Here is a 13915-nt window from a genome sequence, read left to right as displayed (position 1 = left end):
AGACATTTCATGCCAACATGCCCTTGGGGACGCTTAGGAGCCTCTGGCGGGTTCCCTACTCCGGCCGCTCACATTGGGCCATCGTACGATAGCCGCCCTCGGAGACTTCATGTGTCGCCGTTTTCACGACCCAAACGCCGGATGCAGCCGCGCTGAACCCGATCGGGATCAAGCGCCCCTCGGCCGCGATTGAGGGGTTCCCCGGCAGCTCCACCTCGAGCGTCTCCTTTGCGCGGCCGGCACGGCGCGACTCGGCCGTCGCGACGGCGCGCGCCTCTTCCTCAGTGCGGAACCGCTGACGAAGCCGGCGCACCGGCTCCGCGTCACCGACCTTCACCTCTACATCTTCGGCCTTCTCGAGATCCCGATAGGTGGCGATGATTGTACCGGTCGCCTCACTGAGCCCCCGGCGCATCGACCAGCGGGTGACATCTGCCTCCTGCAGCACCACTGTCGCCGTTGGCTGCCCCGAGGCTTTCACCCCCTCCGCCCTGCGGCCGACATAAAGAACGCCACCGGCCGGCTTCGCCACAAGGTCATGCAGCACTGCAATCCGCGTCAGAACCGACAGGTCGCTTTCATCCAGCTGATCGATGTGCCCAGGCACGATAGAGCCTGCGGCCTCGGTCACGGCCGGCTCGAGCCCATTGTCACCGGCAATGGTGGTGGCGATCGCTTTAAGCGTCATGCCGGCTGGCCACGACCGAGACTTCTGCTGGCTGATCGGGGCAAAGCCGCTCTGCGTCTCGCCTTGGGCTTTAGCACGGCAAACGGCCGTGATCATACGAGGGGGCGAGCTCTCCTCGACCTCATCGGCGATATAAAGCCCCATCTGCAAGAATTCACCGAGATATCCCAGGGCGATCGCGACCTCGGCTCCCGGCTCTGGCATTGCAAAGCGCGACAGCGGCGAGGTATTGGCGAAAGTAATCTCAGCAGTATCGGAGATGAAGCCGGCCGTGTCGGACACGCGCACCGAACTCAGCTGCGAGAACACGAACCCCGACAGCGGCACCCCGTTGATCGTGACCTGGACCAACGGCCGGAAATCCATCAGCCCCATAGCTGCGCCGTTTCAGAAGGTTCTGAGGTGTCCAAATCCGGCAACAGTATCCGAATGCCAGGATCAAGCACAGCGCCCAGCGCGCCCAGGCCAGGGTTAGCGGCAAGAACCGCCTCCACCTTGCCGCCCAGAGTGTCCCCGTAGTGCGCGGCCACAACCTGGTCCAGGACATCGCCCTCAGAAGAAACGAAGTAGAGATCGGACACCGCCGTCATATCTTGCCATCCTCATTGTAAACTCTTGCCGATGCGGGATGCCTTGCGAGGCAAAGACTTCCTGCCCCTCGGTGACGCCTTCCACGACCCACAGGCCGAGCACCTTACCGATGCCAGACACCAACGGCAGTGGCAGCCCGAGGCTGGCCTGTGTGCGCATCTTATCGATCTGCTTCAGCCCGCCCCGGAAGTGGGGATAGATCACGCCCTCGAGCTCCACAGTCTCCGGGCCCAGGCCGGTGAACTGCAGCGCATCGTTGGTGCCGATCCGCGCCTGACGTGCCCACCGATACTCAGCCGATCGACTGAGCCGCTGGTAGGCTGCGTTATCCAGGGAGAACTGGAAGAACCCGAGCTGCATCATGACTTCTGCCATCGTTATCTCCCAAACGGCCCCGTGGCCGGCGCGCGATCGAATAGACCGTTGCCGGCGTTGCGTTTTTCCTCACGCTTCAGGAGCCGCAAGACTTCATGAGCGTCAGCCCCAGGCGCATTGATCGTGTAGTGGTTGGTGACGGATTGCGATGCCTGCGCAGGAGCTGCTGCCAGAGCCGGCGCGGCCGTCTGGGAGAACACGGCCTCGATGCGCGCCATCATGCCGTCGACATCAGGTCGGCGCAACTGACTGCGTTCACTCGAGGTAAGAGGAGCGGATCCCATGCGCCGCTCCGGCTGCGCAGGAATACCCACCCGCGGGATGCTGCGACGCACCTTGTCCAGGACACGGGCTCCTCGATCGCTGACCGGCCGCGCACCCGAGCTGTTGCGACGCAGCTTATCCAGAACGCGCGCGCCTCGATCCTTTACCGGCCGCGCGGCCGGGCTGAACACAGAACCGACACGATCGGCATAGCCGGCAAGCTGGCGCATGGCGCGATTGTTCGCCACGTACCCCGAGCGGTTCTCGAACTTGAGCTCCGGACCGAGCTCGCCCGTCAGGTGCCAGCCAGGACGGAAGGGTCCGCCCAAGGCGTTCTTCTGCGGTTTGATCCCGTATAGCTTCTCTGCGGCCGAGCTGGTCATCGGTGCCGCGTTGTCATTTGACGCCGTGTTGCCAAGCCCAGACACTTTGCCAGGCTCAACGCGCGCGGCCACCGCAGAGCCTACGGCCGAGCCGATCGCATTGCCGGCGCGCTGCGCGTTCTCATAGCCCCATTTCAACGCCTCGATCACCGGTTTGATCAAGGTCATCAGCGTGGTGAACTTGTCGCCAATCCAGGTCAGCACAGGATCAATGGCGGTTTTGACCGCCTCCCACGCTGCCCCGATGCCACCGGTCGCAGCCAGCCCATCGAGGACCGGTTTCACCAGCCCAGACCAGGTCGTGTCGAAGACGGACCCGATCGCACCGAGCGTCGTGTCGATCGCACCGGAAAGGGTCGACCAGGCGCGCTCGATCGGCGCGGTCACCCCCATCGCATCGGTCACCGGCTTGATCACATTGTCATAGATCCACCGGAACCTGTCGCCGATGCCGCCCAGGATCCCGTCCATGACAGACCGCGCCGACTTCCACATCCGCCCGAGCCCATCGGACGCGCGCTGCATATCACCGGAAAAGGCACCAGCGACCACATCGCCCAGGCCAGAGTAGTAAGACCCGATATCGGACAGCACCGGCCCCAACACGCTGCCAACCTGCTGCCACGCGGCCTCGATTGGCCCCGTGATCCCCATCGCATCCGTGGCCGGCTTAATGAGATTTGAATAAGTCGCAGAGAATACGGCACCGATGCCGCTCAAGGTCCGATCGAAGAACGACGTGGTGCCGTCCCACATCGCCCGGACACCCTTCTCGGCGCGCTCCATATCCCCGGAAAAGACGCCACCGACGAAGTTGCCGAACCCTTGGAAATATCCCTTCGCATCGCCCCATAGACCCTTGAACCAGGGCGCGACGCTCTCCCAATTCCGGTAGATGAGATAGGCCCCGCCCGCGATGACGGCTATTGCCGCCCCGATCGGGTTCATGACCAGGGCAGACCCGATCGCCCGGATCGCCCCAACGACGATCGGCGACGCTGCGGCCAGAGACAGCATGGCGCGGCCGAGGCTGAACACTGCGCCCCCAAACTTGGCAACACGCACGATCGTGCGCGACGCCAGGACCGCCCCGACCACCATCCCGAAGTTTTCCCAGCCGCCGATCATATCGGCCGTGCCCTCGGTGACCGACCAGACCACGGACCCGATCGCACCGATGCCCGACGCAATCTCACCAATGACCGGAAGCGCCCTCTCAGCGCCATCAGCGAACCCGTTGGCCCACCGCTCCACCTCAGCCCGGTTGCCGATCAGAGCGTCGCCGATGCGGCGCATGGAGCGCGTCACCACCGGCATCAGTGCTGAGCCGACCGTGTTCTTCAGGCCGGACATGACCAGCTGCGTATCCAGCAGCGTGTCTTTGAACACTTCGGCATCCCGCGCAGCCTGATCCGACAGCACATAACCGGTGCGCCGCGCATCCTCGCGAAGCTGCGTGAGCCCCTTAGAGCCGTCCTTCAGCATATTGAGCAGACCGATACCCGATCGCCCAAACAGATCGTTTGCGAGTGCTGCCTTTTCCGCCTGCGTCTCGACCCCCTGCAGCTTGTCTGCGATCGAGGCAAGCGCCTCTTCCGGCAGCTGATTGGCGAGCTGGCCGGCCGACAGCCCCAAAGCGTCCAGCGCGTCCTTCTGGGCCCCGGTCCCCTCGAGCGCCAGACCGATGTTCTTGGTCATTTTTTCCAAAGCGCCGTCGAAGGTGCCCGTGGCGACCCCTGACCGCTCGGCCGCATAGCGCAGCTCTTGAAGCGCGCCCAAGCCGATCCCCAGCTTGTCGGCCGTCTTGGCAACGTTATCGCCGAGATCCGCTGTCGAATTGGCAAGGCCAAAAATCGCACCACCGGCCAAGGTCGCGCCGATCGCGATCTGTCGCGCGTTCCGGCCGATGCCAGATGCCATGTTACTGAAGGTGGACCCGACACGGCGCGACGCCGCGGCCGCGCGGTTCCATCGCTCCTGGGCGCGACGCAGATCCACAAGCGTCCGCTCGAGCTTTTCATACTCACGATCGAGGTGCTCAACGGACTGCCCCTGCTTACGCAGAACGTTGCGCTGGCGATCGAGCTCCTTTTGCCGGCGCTCGACACCCTTGATCGCATCGCCAACTTGGGAAAGCCCAGATTTTAGGAAGCCCATGTTGCGCTTGACCGACTGCTCGAGAACCGAGCCGATCGTAATCGTTGCGTTTAGGCGTTGGTTTTTACTCATTCTTCGGTAGGCCTTCTATCCACCAGATGAAACGACTGACCGGCATGGCCATGATTTCACGCTCGGCCCATCCGGTGTGCCGGGCGAGCCGAAGTGACCCCGCCCGGACTTGTTCACGGGTCAGCCAATAAAAACCGAGAGCGCCGTCTGCAGCCGGCTGTACTGGCGCATCGTCATCGAGCGCACCGCTTCCGGTGAGATTTCACACAGGTTGGAAATCAGCGCGATTTCAGAAAGCGCGCTGCTGGACCCCGCCGAATCCGCAGCCAGCTGATCATCAACGAACGGCTCGCGCATCTTCAGACTTTTGACTTCCGTCCCGTCGATCTTCGGGGGCCGGCTTTCAAAGTTGATCGTGAGCGACCCGTCGTCATTTTCGACCAGCCAAGCCGGCTTATTTTGATTGTCCATGAAAGCTCCTTACAGGCCGATGTTTGCGCGGTGCTCGGCGAGCTGATCCACGCCGCGCACCTTGCGCACCATATTGACGACATCGATCTCGTTGATATCGACGCCACCGTGCACCTCGCGGTAGTACCGCAGGCTCACCGTGAAGGTCAGTGACGGCTTCGCCCCCGACCCCCAGGTGCCGCGCGCCAACGAGATGATCTTGCCGTGCATGTGATGCGCCACGGCCGTCTTGGTGCCATCCAGGCTTTCAAGCGACCCGCGCGCCGTCAGCTGAACCACCGAGCCGTCTTTGATGCCCCAAAGGGACAGCACGTCACGATCGTAGGAGGTGAGCACGAAGGACGTGGTCATCTTCTCTTGGCCCATGTCGAGATCGATAGGCGCGTCCATGCCGCCCCCGCGGAACTCTTCTGTCGAAACCGTCAGATCGGGGGGGCTGTATTCCTCGATCTTGCCCGCATGGCCACGGCCATCAACGAACAGATTTAGATATTTCAGGATATCTTCAGCAGCCATCAGTTAAACACCTCCTCGATGTAGTCGTTCACCAGGTGCGAACGGAACGTGATATGCTCGGCCGGATAGACCGGGGTAAAATCAAAGTTGAAGAACACTTTACCGAGCTGGATATTTGCGGCCGAGTTCAGGTCCGGGTCGGCCCAGCACCGCCCGCCAAGGATCGCGCCCAACGCGACCAGATCCCGAAGGTAGGCATTCACGCTCTCCTCTACGTCCGAGACGTAGGTTTTGGTGATGCCCCGATCGACGGCCCAGAGGTGGGCGCGCAGCAGCGAGTCGTTGATGATGTCGGCCGTGCGACGAACGCTGAGGAAGATCCACTTGGTATCGTCGGTCAGGGTCCGGTTGCCCCAGAGACGGTAGCCATTCTGGCGGATCGTTGTGGCAACCTTGGCCTCGTTCAGCAGATTGGCGCGCGCACTCGCATCGCCCAGCTTGAAGTCAACCGGCCGGCTGGTTCCGATCACGCCGCCCAGCAGATTGTTGGATGGCGATGCCCAGAAGCCAGTGTCGTTATCCACCTTGGCAATCAAGCCGGCAACGCGGGACGAAGCCGGCACTGACACGATATCGGACCCGACCATAACCTTGTGCCACGGATCGATCAGATAGATGCGGTCCGACCCGAAGTCGCCGGCCGCGGTGATCGCGTCAGCATCGTTGGTGTTGGGGCCATCGGCGATGATAACAGCGCGCAAGCGGTCACCGATGCCCTGCAGCTCCGCAACGACCGGGTTGGCGTTGCCTTCGGGGCGCTGGTGGGTAAAGCCAGGCGCGATCAAGATGCGCGGGGAAAACCCGACAACGCTCTCAGCACCGACCAGGGCATGTACACCTTCGAAGTTGCCATCAACCGCGTTCACACCACCAATCACATTGGCGAGGCTTTCAGCTTCAGTAGCCCCTTCCTCAACCCGCACAACAATGACGACCGCGCCGATCTGGTCGAAGATGCCGTCCATCGCGGCCGGCAAGGTGCCGAGCGCGGTGCCGACGGTGTCCAGGTCCGCGGCTTCTTTGCGCGAGCCGGCGACCAAGACCGGTGTGTTTAGGGGGAAGGCATCAGGATCGGCGTCGGGCGCGGTGCCTACAATGCCGATGACGGATGACTTGACCGTCTGAATGGGACGTGGACCTGCATCGATCTCGATGACCTCGACGCCGTGAAGAAATGCCATAGTGACCTCGCTTGCGGATGTGAACTGTTGCCCCAAGCATTCCACCGCACCGCGGCTCAATCCTCTGGCGGTTCCCCCGCGCGCGACCAGCCGGCGAGATAGGCGCGGTTCATTTCTAAAACACGGCAATAAAGCCCACCTGGCGACAGCTCCTGCGGTGCACTCAGCTCAAGAGCATGGGCGCAGATTTCAGAGCAGAACCACTGGTCCCGTCGATGCCGGCGCAGGTTCAGCGCCTGTGACGCCAATAAGCCGGCATAGTCGTATGGATTGCCAATCTCGGCGATCACCCGGTCGATCGCGGCGGGCCCAGCCCAGGGAATAGCGACGAACTCCCAATGCCCCGGCTTGAACGTGATCGACTTCTCCCGCACCCCGCCATCACGGCCGCTTGATGACCAGGCGCGCGCTTGTGGACCCTCGACAGACATTGCCGGCACCGCGCGCAGTATTTCGACATGACTAAACGAAGAACGGGTGACCCAACGGATCACCCGATCGAGCAGCTGCCCGCGCCCCTTGTAGAAAGCCAAAGCGATCATGGGATCAAACTCGAGCTGGCTCAGAACTTATCGACGACGTAGCGCGCGCCATCCGGCAATGGGGGCCAGTTGGCGTCATCTGCGATATCAAGCGCAGCATCCTCAGTCAGCTCCGCTACGCGGCCACGCATTTGCGCCACCCACCCGATCGCGTCATCGAGCCCCGACAAGATCGAGGCCTCGTCTTCGGTTCGCTCGCTGGCCTCTTTTGCAGAGATGACTGCCGCCGCGGTTGCCATATTCATTTGGGTTTCAGCTGAAGCTGCCGCATAGATCCGACGGCGGCACTCAGCCTTGACCACTGACACGCGGATACCGGCCTCGGCTTCTGCAATAGCACTTTCTGGGTATCCCAACGCCACGGCCATATCACGATCGACAGAAAGAGTGGTTCGCCCTTCATGGGAAATATCAAATTGCATCTTTAATGCCCCTTAGTTTGAGAGATAGTTGGTGCCCAACGTGCCGCCGTCAGTTTCCGTCGCGCCGTTGGCAAGGGTGAACGCGGTTTTACGAACACTGAATGCGCCTGAAGGTGCTGAAACGATTAAGGAGATAGGCCCATCTAGAGTGACCACGAAAAGCCCAACAGACGCATATCCAGATTCGTACACAGTGATGAGGCCAAGATTTACGTCCGCCATTCCACCCGTAACTGTACAAGTCTGAAACCCCGCAAACCGCTCCCGACCCCGCGCCCCGCTAAAAACAGATCGCCTTGAGTTGAGCCATGTGAGGTTCGGGTCCGCCTTTTCAGTAGGAAGTTCAATGTCGCAACCGTTGATCGTGACCGAACAACTATGACCAGTATATCCCCACATCACGTTGCTTCCGCCGTCCACCCCGGCGTTGTGTTTAATGATCGGCTTCCCATCAGCAATAGGTCCGTAATAACCGATATCAACGGTGATCCCCCCGACGTTAATATGGGAATTAATTTCATGCACCTGACCGGTTCTCAGGCGAATAATTGCAAACGATCCACGGGGCAAAGCTCCTAGGGCCTGCGCAAGAGTTTGGTAACTTGAGCCAGAAGGCACCGCGACGGTGTTGTCTACGTAAAGCTCTTTTGTCAGCTCGGTCCGGATAATCCCTTTCAAATCAGCGGAGAGATTATCGTAGGCAGCCTGACGCACCGCAATCTGAGCGTCAGCATCATTCAGAAAGCCCTCATACCGCGCCTTTAGTTGGTTCATCGCGGCCGCCGCATTGTTAATATCGTTAATGCTCATAGGTTCGTCCTCTTAGGTTGCCGCCTGCAGCGCGCGCACGGCCATCTGCAGATCGTATTGGGTGGAATAGGTGAGCGCCTGCGCTTCAAGATCGATGACCACGTGATCGAACACATCATCATCTGGGGCATCAACGATGATGAGCCCTTCCGCGACCCGGCTAAAGTTCAAAACGTGGTCGATAAGATAGACAATCGCGCCTGTACGGCGGACCTCGGCTGCAGGGAACGTGCAGAGCGCGATCAAATCCCCGTCGGCGTCAAAGAACCCAGCCTCGCGCACATCGAAGGCAACAGTGTCAGCCCCAAACTCGGCCTTCACGCGCCAAGCGTTCGGCGAGACAATATGTCGGCGCTCGATCGGCACCCGGATACGTTCCCGTCGCAACGAGGTCTGGTCGAAGTAGCCGCTATAGCTGGCCCCGTTGCCGTCCCCCAACGCCACATGCGTGATCGCGACCTGCGACCCTGAGCCCGCGGCCTGGGTGATCTTCGCCTCGGCGATATCGGTGAGAATGGTGGTGGGCATTAGGCGGCATCCCTTGGCTGTATATCATGGTAAACTGTGCTGATCTGGCGCGACCGCGACACGACCCGCATACGCGCGATCCCGCTCGAAACGCGCGTCCGGGGATTGGGGTCATGGGCTAGATCGGAGCTCGTACGACCGCGCGCGCCAGACCGGGCATACACATCCGTATCGAACCGCTCCCCAATGCGGAGCTAAAAATGAGAGCGCTGAGGCTTAAGATTGACCAGGATCGATGTAATGAGCGTGAGCAAGCTGACGTCGATCGACATCCCGGCCGCGAATACATCTTCCCCGTAAGCATCGATCCGGAACGTATGAGGATCGCCGCCATACTGGAACCACTCCGCAATATCGGCCTCAAATCCGATGCCCCCAAGCGCGCGACGAACAGACCCGATCGTACCCTTGGCTCGGTGAACCTGCACGGCGTCGACCAGCACCTGGCGCTTTTGGCTCTCAGGCCAACCGCTGTCCCAAACCTCAACAGAGAATGCCCACGCCAAATAGGACAGCAAATGCTCGGGGCATAGCGATGCGTCCCACAGGCCGGCAATCGGATCGCCAAATCCGAGCAAGCGGCCGGACAGCTGCTCTAGCTCGCGCTCAGTCTCTTGCGCATTTGGCGGCAAAATGGTGGGCAGATCAGACATCACGCCCCCCGACCGTTACGGATACCGACGTACAATAGGCAGCCTCAGACGCATCAATCTCCAAATCAGCGCCGGGGCTGACCAAGGTCACCTTCTGCACACCCGCCAAATGCAGCGCCGCATGCAGACCAGAAACCGTGACGTCATGCCCCAAACGGTGCTGGTCCCAAACGAACGCCGATACCGACGCTTCCGCGGCCGCACGCACAACGTCGGCATCGGGCCCCTCATAGAGCGTCAGCACGGCCTCAAGCTGATACGGTACGATCGATGCGCCTTGCACGATGACTTGATCTGTCAGCGGCCGGATGTCCTCATCGTTGAGCTTGTCAGACACCGTCTGGATCAGTGCAGCATCCCCGCTGCCGTCCCCGTCATCCGACAGCACCGTGACCAGGACTTGCCCAGGCGATGGAGATTCAACGCTGATGTCTTTCACCAAGGACGAGGCCGACAGCCCCCAGAATACATACGACCCGCGCGGACCGGCCGTGGTGAACCCTTCAAGTGCCAGCTGCACCCGCGAGCGGAACCGGACGTCATCCTCGAGCACGGCCGGCACAGGCGGAAGTGCCGCAGGATCGGCCGGCTGGATCACCGCGCGCTCAACCCCGTAGAACGCCGCCAGATGGTCGAGCTGCGCCCCACCTGCGAACGCCAGCATGTTGCCGCGGCCGGCATCGTCAATTTCAGCGCGCAGTAGCAGCTCACGATACGCCCATGCTTCAAGCACCTTGGTGATCGGCTCGCTTTCCAACCCCATGATTGGCGCGAGGCTCGGATCGCGCGCGATCAGCCATGCCTTAATTTCCGCCAGGATCGTCTCAAAGTCCTTGCGGTCGATGATCTCCGGAGCGGGCAGACGCTCAAGATTGATTGCCGTGAACGCGCTCATCCGACCTCGATCCCCGCAATGGTGACTTCGCGGCCGTCGGGCAGATAGCGGCCGCTGAGATCAATGATGATTTTGCCAGGCTCAAAGGTCCGAAGCGTCACAGTGTCCACATCGATGCGCGGCTCCCATGTGATCAATGCCTCGGCCGTCGCCGCGATGATCGCCAGTTTGGTCGCTGACGAATACGGCGCATCGATAAGATCGAACAAACGGGATCCATAGTCGCGCCGCATCACCCGCGACCCGATCGGAGTCGTCAGGATATCCCGGATGGATTGCCGGAGGTGGTCGATGCCGCCCAATTTACGGCCTGTGATTGCGCTGATCCCATACATGCGTCCACATTGAACAGGACACGCGCTGCGATCCTCTGGCGGTTCCCCACTGCGCTACTTCGGAGAGCCGGTGTCGCTAGGCCCAGGCTGAATGCCCCCATGCACATGAGACACCAAGCTGATCTCGGACGCCACGACATCGCCGGCACCGGTGATCGTGCCGGCAAAGTTGCCAGCCGGCACACCACCCGCGAACGGACCAGGGTAAATGATGCCATGCGCAGTATTGCCGCCAGGCGAAAGCACCACCACCTGAGTGCCGACCGATGGCGGGATCCAGAACTTCAGCTCTGCCGACCCAAGCTGCGCAATCTTAAGCCAATCGCTCTCCGCCCCGTCAGCCCATTTGACCTTGGCCCGATCGCCATCGCGCGCCGTGACCGTGGCCACCATGATCATCCGCTCCACGGCCTGCATCAGCTGCGACAAGGTGAACTCAGACATCGCCGCCCTCCGCCACATAATCTTGCTCATGCGCAGGCCCGATATCCGGCGACCGGGACGTCAGCAGCTGGGTCGGTGTCACGCCGTCATCGATAAAGAAGCTCGAGCCGATATCCGCGGCATGGGCCCACTCGACGCGCCAAACGTCGTACTGGTCCGCTTGTGGCGCAAACTCATCCGGCTCAACAGCCAAGACTGCGGCCGCGCCCCAGGCCACCCCCAATCGGTTACTGTGCACCGCGGCCGCGAGCGCGCCGGCTGCCTTCAGCACCTCGCGCCGCACCTTGGGTGTCCGGTACCCGAGCACAATGCGCGCCTCGATCCGCACCAGACACGGAAACTGGCCCGTATGTGGATCCTTGTCGGGATCAGGCTCGAGCTCCGACATCTGAATGATGATGGCCGGTACTTCTAAAGTTCTGCGCGTCTCATCCTCGGCCGCGACTGTCTTGAAGGTCGGAAACGCCGCCGCCAGCGTGGCAACAACCGTGTCCAGGGCAGCGCCCAAATCAAGTGCTTCAGCCATCATCCAACTCCCAAGATTGTGCGCGCCCGAATTTCTGCCAGAAAGTGCTTCATGTAGATGCTGTCGATATCCACAAAGACCTCGTCCTCGAGGTAGATCATCATCCGATCAGCAACAGACAGCGTCGCCTCGCCGATCGCCCACCGCTTCGACCCGTACCGCTGCATGACTTTGCGCTTACCGCCCACCTTCGCAAAGAACGCGCCGTGGACCATCGTGTCGCCAAACTTGATCCCGCCATCGACCTTTTGCGGCCGGCCTTTGAACGCTGACACCGGCAGATCATTGGCACCGAACCACAGCTTCAACGCATTGTTGCCCTTGCCCACTTTGTACTCCTTCAGACGACGGCGCAGCGCCTTAGCGTTCCGCAGCCCGAGCTCCGTCTGCAGGCCAGTGGATGCCAGACGCCGAAGGGTCGCGGCTGTGCGCTTCAGCGCGCGCGATCGAGAGAGGTCTACCTGTTTGGGCGTTGCCGCATACTCGGCCGCGATCTTGTCGAGCTGACCATCGTCAAAGTCAAAGGCCAGCATTGTAGATCACGTTCGGCACCGCGAGGATCAGCGTGGCGATCCCGGTACCGTCCAACTGTGGCTCTTCCAGAACATCAAAGGTGCGGCCCTCGATCACGGCTGTGTCGCCGCGCAGAACCTGCGACACCTCGTCTTCGCGGCAAACGAACTGCGGCCCAGGGCCGTCGAATTCGAACTCGCCCAAGGTCGCCATCTGGCTCGGATCGTCAAAAATGCCAAGGACATCTGCCACCTTTTCCGAACCTCTGGTGATATTTGCCGTGGTGGCAAATTCCTCGAGCTCGAAAAAAGCGGAGATGTCCTCCCAATCGGGATGGGGCATGGGTTACGCGTCGCGCGCTTCTTCGATGGCGGCAATCAGCTTGGCTTGGTTCATGCCGTCATACCCGTCAACCTCAAGCTCGGCCGCGATGACCTTCAGGTCCGCGACCTTCATCTTGCCCAGATCGCCTTCAGCTTTGGCAGCCTTGCCCTTTGCCAGCTCGGCGCGGCCGCGGTTGATCAGGTTCTTTGCCAGATCCTCGCCGATCTCCACCGTGGTGCCAGGCGTTTTGATTTTGCCCGCAATCGCGATCGCGGAGGTGATTTTAACTTTCACTGTCTTTTCAGCCATTTTGAAATCCTAAGATTAAAGAGGTCAGAGGGAGCGAACCGGCCTGATCGGCCGGCTCAGATCGTTACGCCGTCGGCTTGCGGCCGAGGCAGAAGCTCTCGGTGCGGCGCGCGGCGATATCGAAGTCCTGGTGCAGCACAACGCGGCGCGTCCCCGACAGCGACTGGGTGTAGGGATCGACCAGGATATCCAGCGCGCCCCACAGGCCGATGTAGACATCGCGCAGGTTGCCAAACAGCACATCGCCGTTCTCGAACTGGTTGGTGATCTCGGCCGTCGACCCGTTCACGGTACCGCCGTCTTCCCAGATCGTCTGGCCATTCGAGTTGGCAAACTTCTCGGTCGACTTGCAGTGACCGCGGAACTTGGAGTTACCCACGTAGCGCACCGAATCCGTTAGAGCGTTGTCGAGGGCGACCTCGCTCTCCATTTCGATGATCTCCGCATAGGTCGGCTGAATATCCGCGAAGGCCACGGCGTTGATACCGGAGTGGTTCAAGATGCCTAGGGGGTTATTCCCGACGCCGTCACCATAGTAGCCGTACCAATCGATACCGAGTGCCAGATCCGTTGCCAAAGAACTGCGGAACTGCAGCTCAACATCCATCGAAGACTGCTGCATCATGCGACGCGTCACCCGGCCAAAGACACCAATGGTGGTCGGGCTCATTTTGACCAGCCCAGCGTCCATGCTGCCCTCGCCGACATCTTCGTCTTCACCGACGATGAACACGTTGCCCGAGCCGGTTTGACCAGGCACATCCAGATTGCCGACCAAGCCGCCCATCGGCGTCCCCAGCTGCAGCAACGTGGCGCGGTTGCGAAGCATTTCGATGAAGGACTGCGTGGCCAGGTTGGTATCGATCAAGAACCCGCCTGTGTCGCCCGGCGTGGCACCGGAGGTCGACGTATTCAGCGCGCGGGTCAGGACGTCGACGGGGACTGTGATCCCTTCGGAGCTGCGCCCCATCGTTTC

The 13915-nt window shown here is 61.2% G+C and carries 20 protein-coding genes; all 20 read right to left on the bottom strand.

All coding sequences use genetic code 11. The features are described from left to right. Positions 1–55 precede the first annotated feature (55 nt). Positions 56–1063: a phage late control D family protein gene (locus B3849_RS15860; RefSeq protein WP_278425614.1), complete on the bottom strand. Its 1008-nt coding sequence runs from the start codon at positions 1061–1063 to the stop codon at positions 56–58. Next, positions 1054–1278 (bottom strand): tail protein X, encoded by a 225-nt coding sequence (locus B3849_RS15855; protein WP_132998300.1) that lies wholly within the window; start codon positions 1276–1278, stop codon positions 1054–1056. Before B3849_RS15855 ends, B3849_RS15860 begins: the two co-directional genes overlap by 10 nt. Next, positions 1241–1654 carry a phage tail protein gene (locus tag B3849_RS15850; RefSeq protein WP_037963772.1) on the bottom strand — a complete coding sequence of 138 codons (414 nt, stop codon included), beginning with the start codon at positions 1652–1654 and terminating at the stop codon, positions 1241–1243. Before B3849_RS15850 ends, B3849_RS15855 begins: the two co-directional genes overlap by 38 nt. 2 nt (positions 1655–1656) lie before the next feature. Further along, positions 1657–4530, bottom strand: a complete 2874-nt coding sequence (locus tag B3849_RS15845) for a phage tail tape measure protein (RefSeq protein WP_278425613.1) — start codon at positions 4528–4530, stop codon at positions 1657–1659. Positions 4531–4650: 120 nt separating this feature from the next. Beyond that, positions 4651–4941 (bottom strand): phage tail assembly protein, encoded by a 291-nt coding sequence (locus B3849_RS15840; RefSeq protein ID WP_197145756.1) that lies wholly within the window; start codon positions 4939–4941, stop codon positions 4651–4653. Between the two features lie 9 nt (positions 4942–4950). Beyond that, entirely contained in the window at positions 4951–5457 is a 507-nt protein-coding gene (locus B3849_RS15835; protein WP_278425612.1) for a phage major tail tube protein, read from the bottom strand. Further along, positions 5457–6638 (bottom strand): phage tail sheath C-terminal domain-containing protein, encoded by a 1182-nt coding sequence (locus tag B3849_RS15830; protein ID WP_278425611.1) that lies wholly within the window; start codon positions 6636–6638, stop codon positions 5457–5459. Before B3849_RS15830 ends, B3849_RS15835 begins: the two co-directional genes overlap by 1 nt. Positions 6639–6694: 56 nt before the next feature. Next, positions 6695–7180 carry a hypothetical protein gene (locus tag B3849_RS15825; RefSeq protein ID WP_286780423.1) on the bottom strand — a complete coding sequence of 162 codons (486 nt, stop codon included), beginning with the start codon at positions 7178–7180 and terminating at the stop codon, positions 6695–6697. Positions 7181–7200: 20 nt separating this feature from the next. Beyond that, entirely contained in the window at positions 7201–7602 is a 402-nt protein-coding gene (locus B3849_RS15820; protein ID WP_278425609.1) for a hypothetical protein, read from the bottom strand. A 12-nt stretch (positions 7603–7614) separates the two neighbouring features. After that, positions 7615–8412, bottom strand: a complete 798-nt coding sequence (locus B3849_RS15815) for a hypothetical protein (RefSeq protein WP_278425608.1) — start codon at positions 8410–8412, stop codon at positions 7615–7617. A gap of 12 nt (positions 8413–8424) precedes the next feature. Beyond that, the gene (locus B3849_RS15810; RefSeq protein WP_278425607.1) at positions 8425–8940 is read right to left on the bottom strand and encodes a phage tail protein; all 516 of its coding nucleotides are present in this window, start codon (positions 8938–8940) and stop codon (positions 8425–8427) included. A 194-nt stretch (positions 8941–9134) separates the two neighbouring features. Beyond that, a complete protein-coding gene (locus tag B3849_RS15805) occupies positions 9135–9593 on the bottom strand; it encodes a phage tail protein I (protein WP_278425606.1) in 459 nt (152 codons plus the stop codon). Beyond that, positions 9586–10488 carry a baseplate assembly protein gene (locus B3849_RS15800; RefSeq protein ID WP_278425605.1) on the bottom strand — a complete coding sequence of 301 codons (903 nt, stop codon included), beginning with the start codon at positions 10486–10488 and terminating at the stop codon, positions 9586–9588. Before B3849_RS15800 ends, B3849_RS15805 begins: the two co-directional genes overlap by 8 nt. Next, a complete protein-coding gene (locus B3849_RS15795; RefSeq protein WP_278425604.1) occupies positions 10485–10790 on the bottom strand; it encodes a GPW/gp25 family protein in 306 nt (101 codons plus the stop codon). Before B3849_RS15795 ends, B3849_RS15800 begins: the two co-directional genes overlap by 4 nt. 87 nt (positions 10791–10877) lie before the next feature. Further along, positions 10878–11267 carry a phage baseplate assembly protein V gene (locus B3849_RS15790; RefSeq protein WP_278425603.1) on the bottom strand — a complete coding sequence of 130 codons (390 nt, stop codon included), beginning with the start codon at positions 11265–11267 and terminating at the stop codon, positions 10878–10880. Further along, positions 11260–11793 carry a hypothetical protein gene (locus B3849_RS15785; protein WP_278425602.1) on the bottom strand — a complete coding sequence of 178 codons (534 nt, stop codon included), beginning with the start codon at positions 11791–11793 and terminating at the stop codon, positions 11260–11262. The genes B3849_RS15790 and B3849_RS15785 overlap by 8 nt, the downstream gene beginning before the upstream one ends. Beyond that, positions 11793–12326, bottom strand: coding sequence for a phage tail protein (locus B3849_RS15780; protein ID WP_132998313.1), 534 nt, complete (start codon positions 12324–12326; stop codon positions 11793–11795). The genes B3849_RS15785 and B3849_RS15780 overlap by 1 nt, the downstream gene beginning before the upstream one ends. Continuing rightward, positions 12313–12648 carry a head-tail joining protein gene (locus tag B3849_RS15775; protein ID WP_278425601.1) on the bottom strand — a complete coding sequence of 112 codons (336 nt, stop codon included), beginning with the start codon at positions 12646–12648 and terminating at the stop codon, positions 12313–12315. Before B3849_RS15775 ends, B3849_RS15780 begins: the two co-directional genes overlap by 14 nt. 3 nt (positions 12649–12651) lie before the next feature. Then, complete coding sequence (locus B3849_RS15770; protein ID WP_278425600.1) at positions 12652–12939, bottom strand: Rho termination factor N-terminal domain-containing protein; 288 nt, start codon at positions 12937–12939, stop codon at positions 12652–12654. A gap of 64 nt (positions 12940–13003) precedes the next feature. Further along, the coding region (locus tag B3849_RS15765) for a phage major capsid protein (protein WP_286780422.1) at positions 13004–13915 on the bottom strand (912 nt) is incomplete at its 5' end.

Source organism: Sulfitobacter sp. UBA4523 (assembly GCF_002388305.1).
Taxonomy (GTDB): domain Bacteria; phylum Pseudomonadota; class Alphaproteobacteria; order Rhodobacterales; family Rhodobacteraceae; genus Sulfitobacter; species Sulfitobacter pontiacus.
Note: the sequence above shows the minus strand (reverse complement) of the source record. Positions and strands in the feature narration are given on the sequence as shown.

Bases quoted from the DNA above. Each gene is read 5' to 3' on its own strand.
- B3849_RS15850 (WP_037963772.1), bottom strand. From the start codon at position 1,654: ATGGCAGAAGTCATGATGCAGCTCGGGTTCTTCCAGTTCTCCCTGGAT.
- B3849_RS15840 (WP_197145756.1), bottom strand. From the start codon at position 4,941: ATGGACAATCAAAATAAGCCGGCTTGGCTGGTCGAAAATGACGACGGG.
- B3849_RS15815 (WP_278425608.1), bottom strand. From the start codon at position 8,412: ATGAGCATTAACGATATTAACAATGCGGCGGCCGCGATGAACCAACTA.
- B3849_RS15780 (WP_132998313.1), bottom strand. From the start codon at position 12,326: ATGCTGGCCTTTGACTTTGACGATGGTCAGCTCGACAAGATCGCGGCC.
- B3849_RS15835 (WP_278425612.1), bottom strand. From the start codon at position 5,457: ATGGCTGCTGAAGATATCCTGAAATATCTAAATCTGTTCGTTGATGGC.
- B3849_RS15790 (WP_278425603.1), bottom strand. From the start codon at position 11,267: ATGTCTGAGTTCACCTTGTCGCAGCTGATGCAGGCCGTGGAGCGGATG.
- B3849_RS15855 (WP_132998300.1), bottom strand. From the start codon at position 1,278: ATGACGGCGGTGTCCGATCTCTACTTCGTTTCTTCTGAGGGCGATGTC.
- B3849_RS15820 (WP_278425609.1), bottom strand. From the start codon at position 7,602: ATGCAATTTGATATTTCCCATGAAGGGCGAACCACTCTTTCTGTCGAT.
- B3849_RS15825 (WP_286780423.1), bottom strand. From the start codon at position 7,180: ATGATCGCTTTGGCTTTCTACAAGGGGCGCGGGCAGCTGCTCGATCGG.
- B3849_RS15800 (WP_278425605.1), bottom strand. From the start codon at position 10,488: ATGAGCGCGTTCACGGCAATCAATCTTGAGCGTCTGCCCGCTCCGGAG.
- B3849_RS15770 (WP_278425600.1), bottom strand. From the start codon at position 12,939: ATGGCTGAAAAGACAGTGAAAGTTAAAATCACCTCCGCGATCGCGATT.
- B3849_RS15845 (WP_278425613.1), bottom strand. From the start codon at position 4,530: ATGAGTAAAAACCAACGCCTAAACGCAACGATTACGATCGGCTCGGTT.
- B3849_RS15785 (WP_278425602.1), bottom strand. From the start codon at position 11,793: ATGGCTGAAGCACTTGATTTGGGCGCTGCCCTGGACACGGTTGTTGCC.
- B3849_RS15860 (WP_278425614.1), bottom strand. From the start codon at position 1,063: ATGGGGCTGATGGATTTCCGGCCGTTGGTCCAGGTCACGATCAACGGG.
- B3849_RS15805 (WP_278425606.1), bottom strand. From the start codon at position 9,593: ATGTCTGATCTGCCCACCATTTTGCCGCCAAATGCGCAAGAGACTGAG.
- B3849_RS15830 (WP_278425611.1), bottom strand. From the start codon at position 6,638: ATGGCATTTCTTCACGGCGTCGAGGTCATCGAGATCGATGCAGGTCCA.
- B3849_RS15810 (WP_278425607.1), bottom strand. From the start codon at position 8,940: ATGCCCACCACCATTCTCACCGATATCGCCGAGGCGAAGATCACCCAG.
- B3849_RS15775 (WP_278425601.1), bottom strand. From the start codon at position 12,648: ATGCCCCATCCCGATTGGGAGGACATCTCCGCTTTTTTCGAGCTCGAG.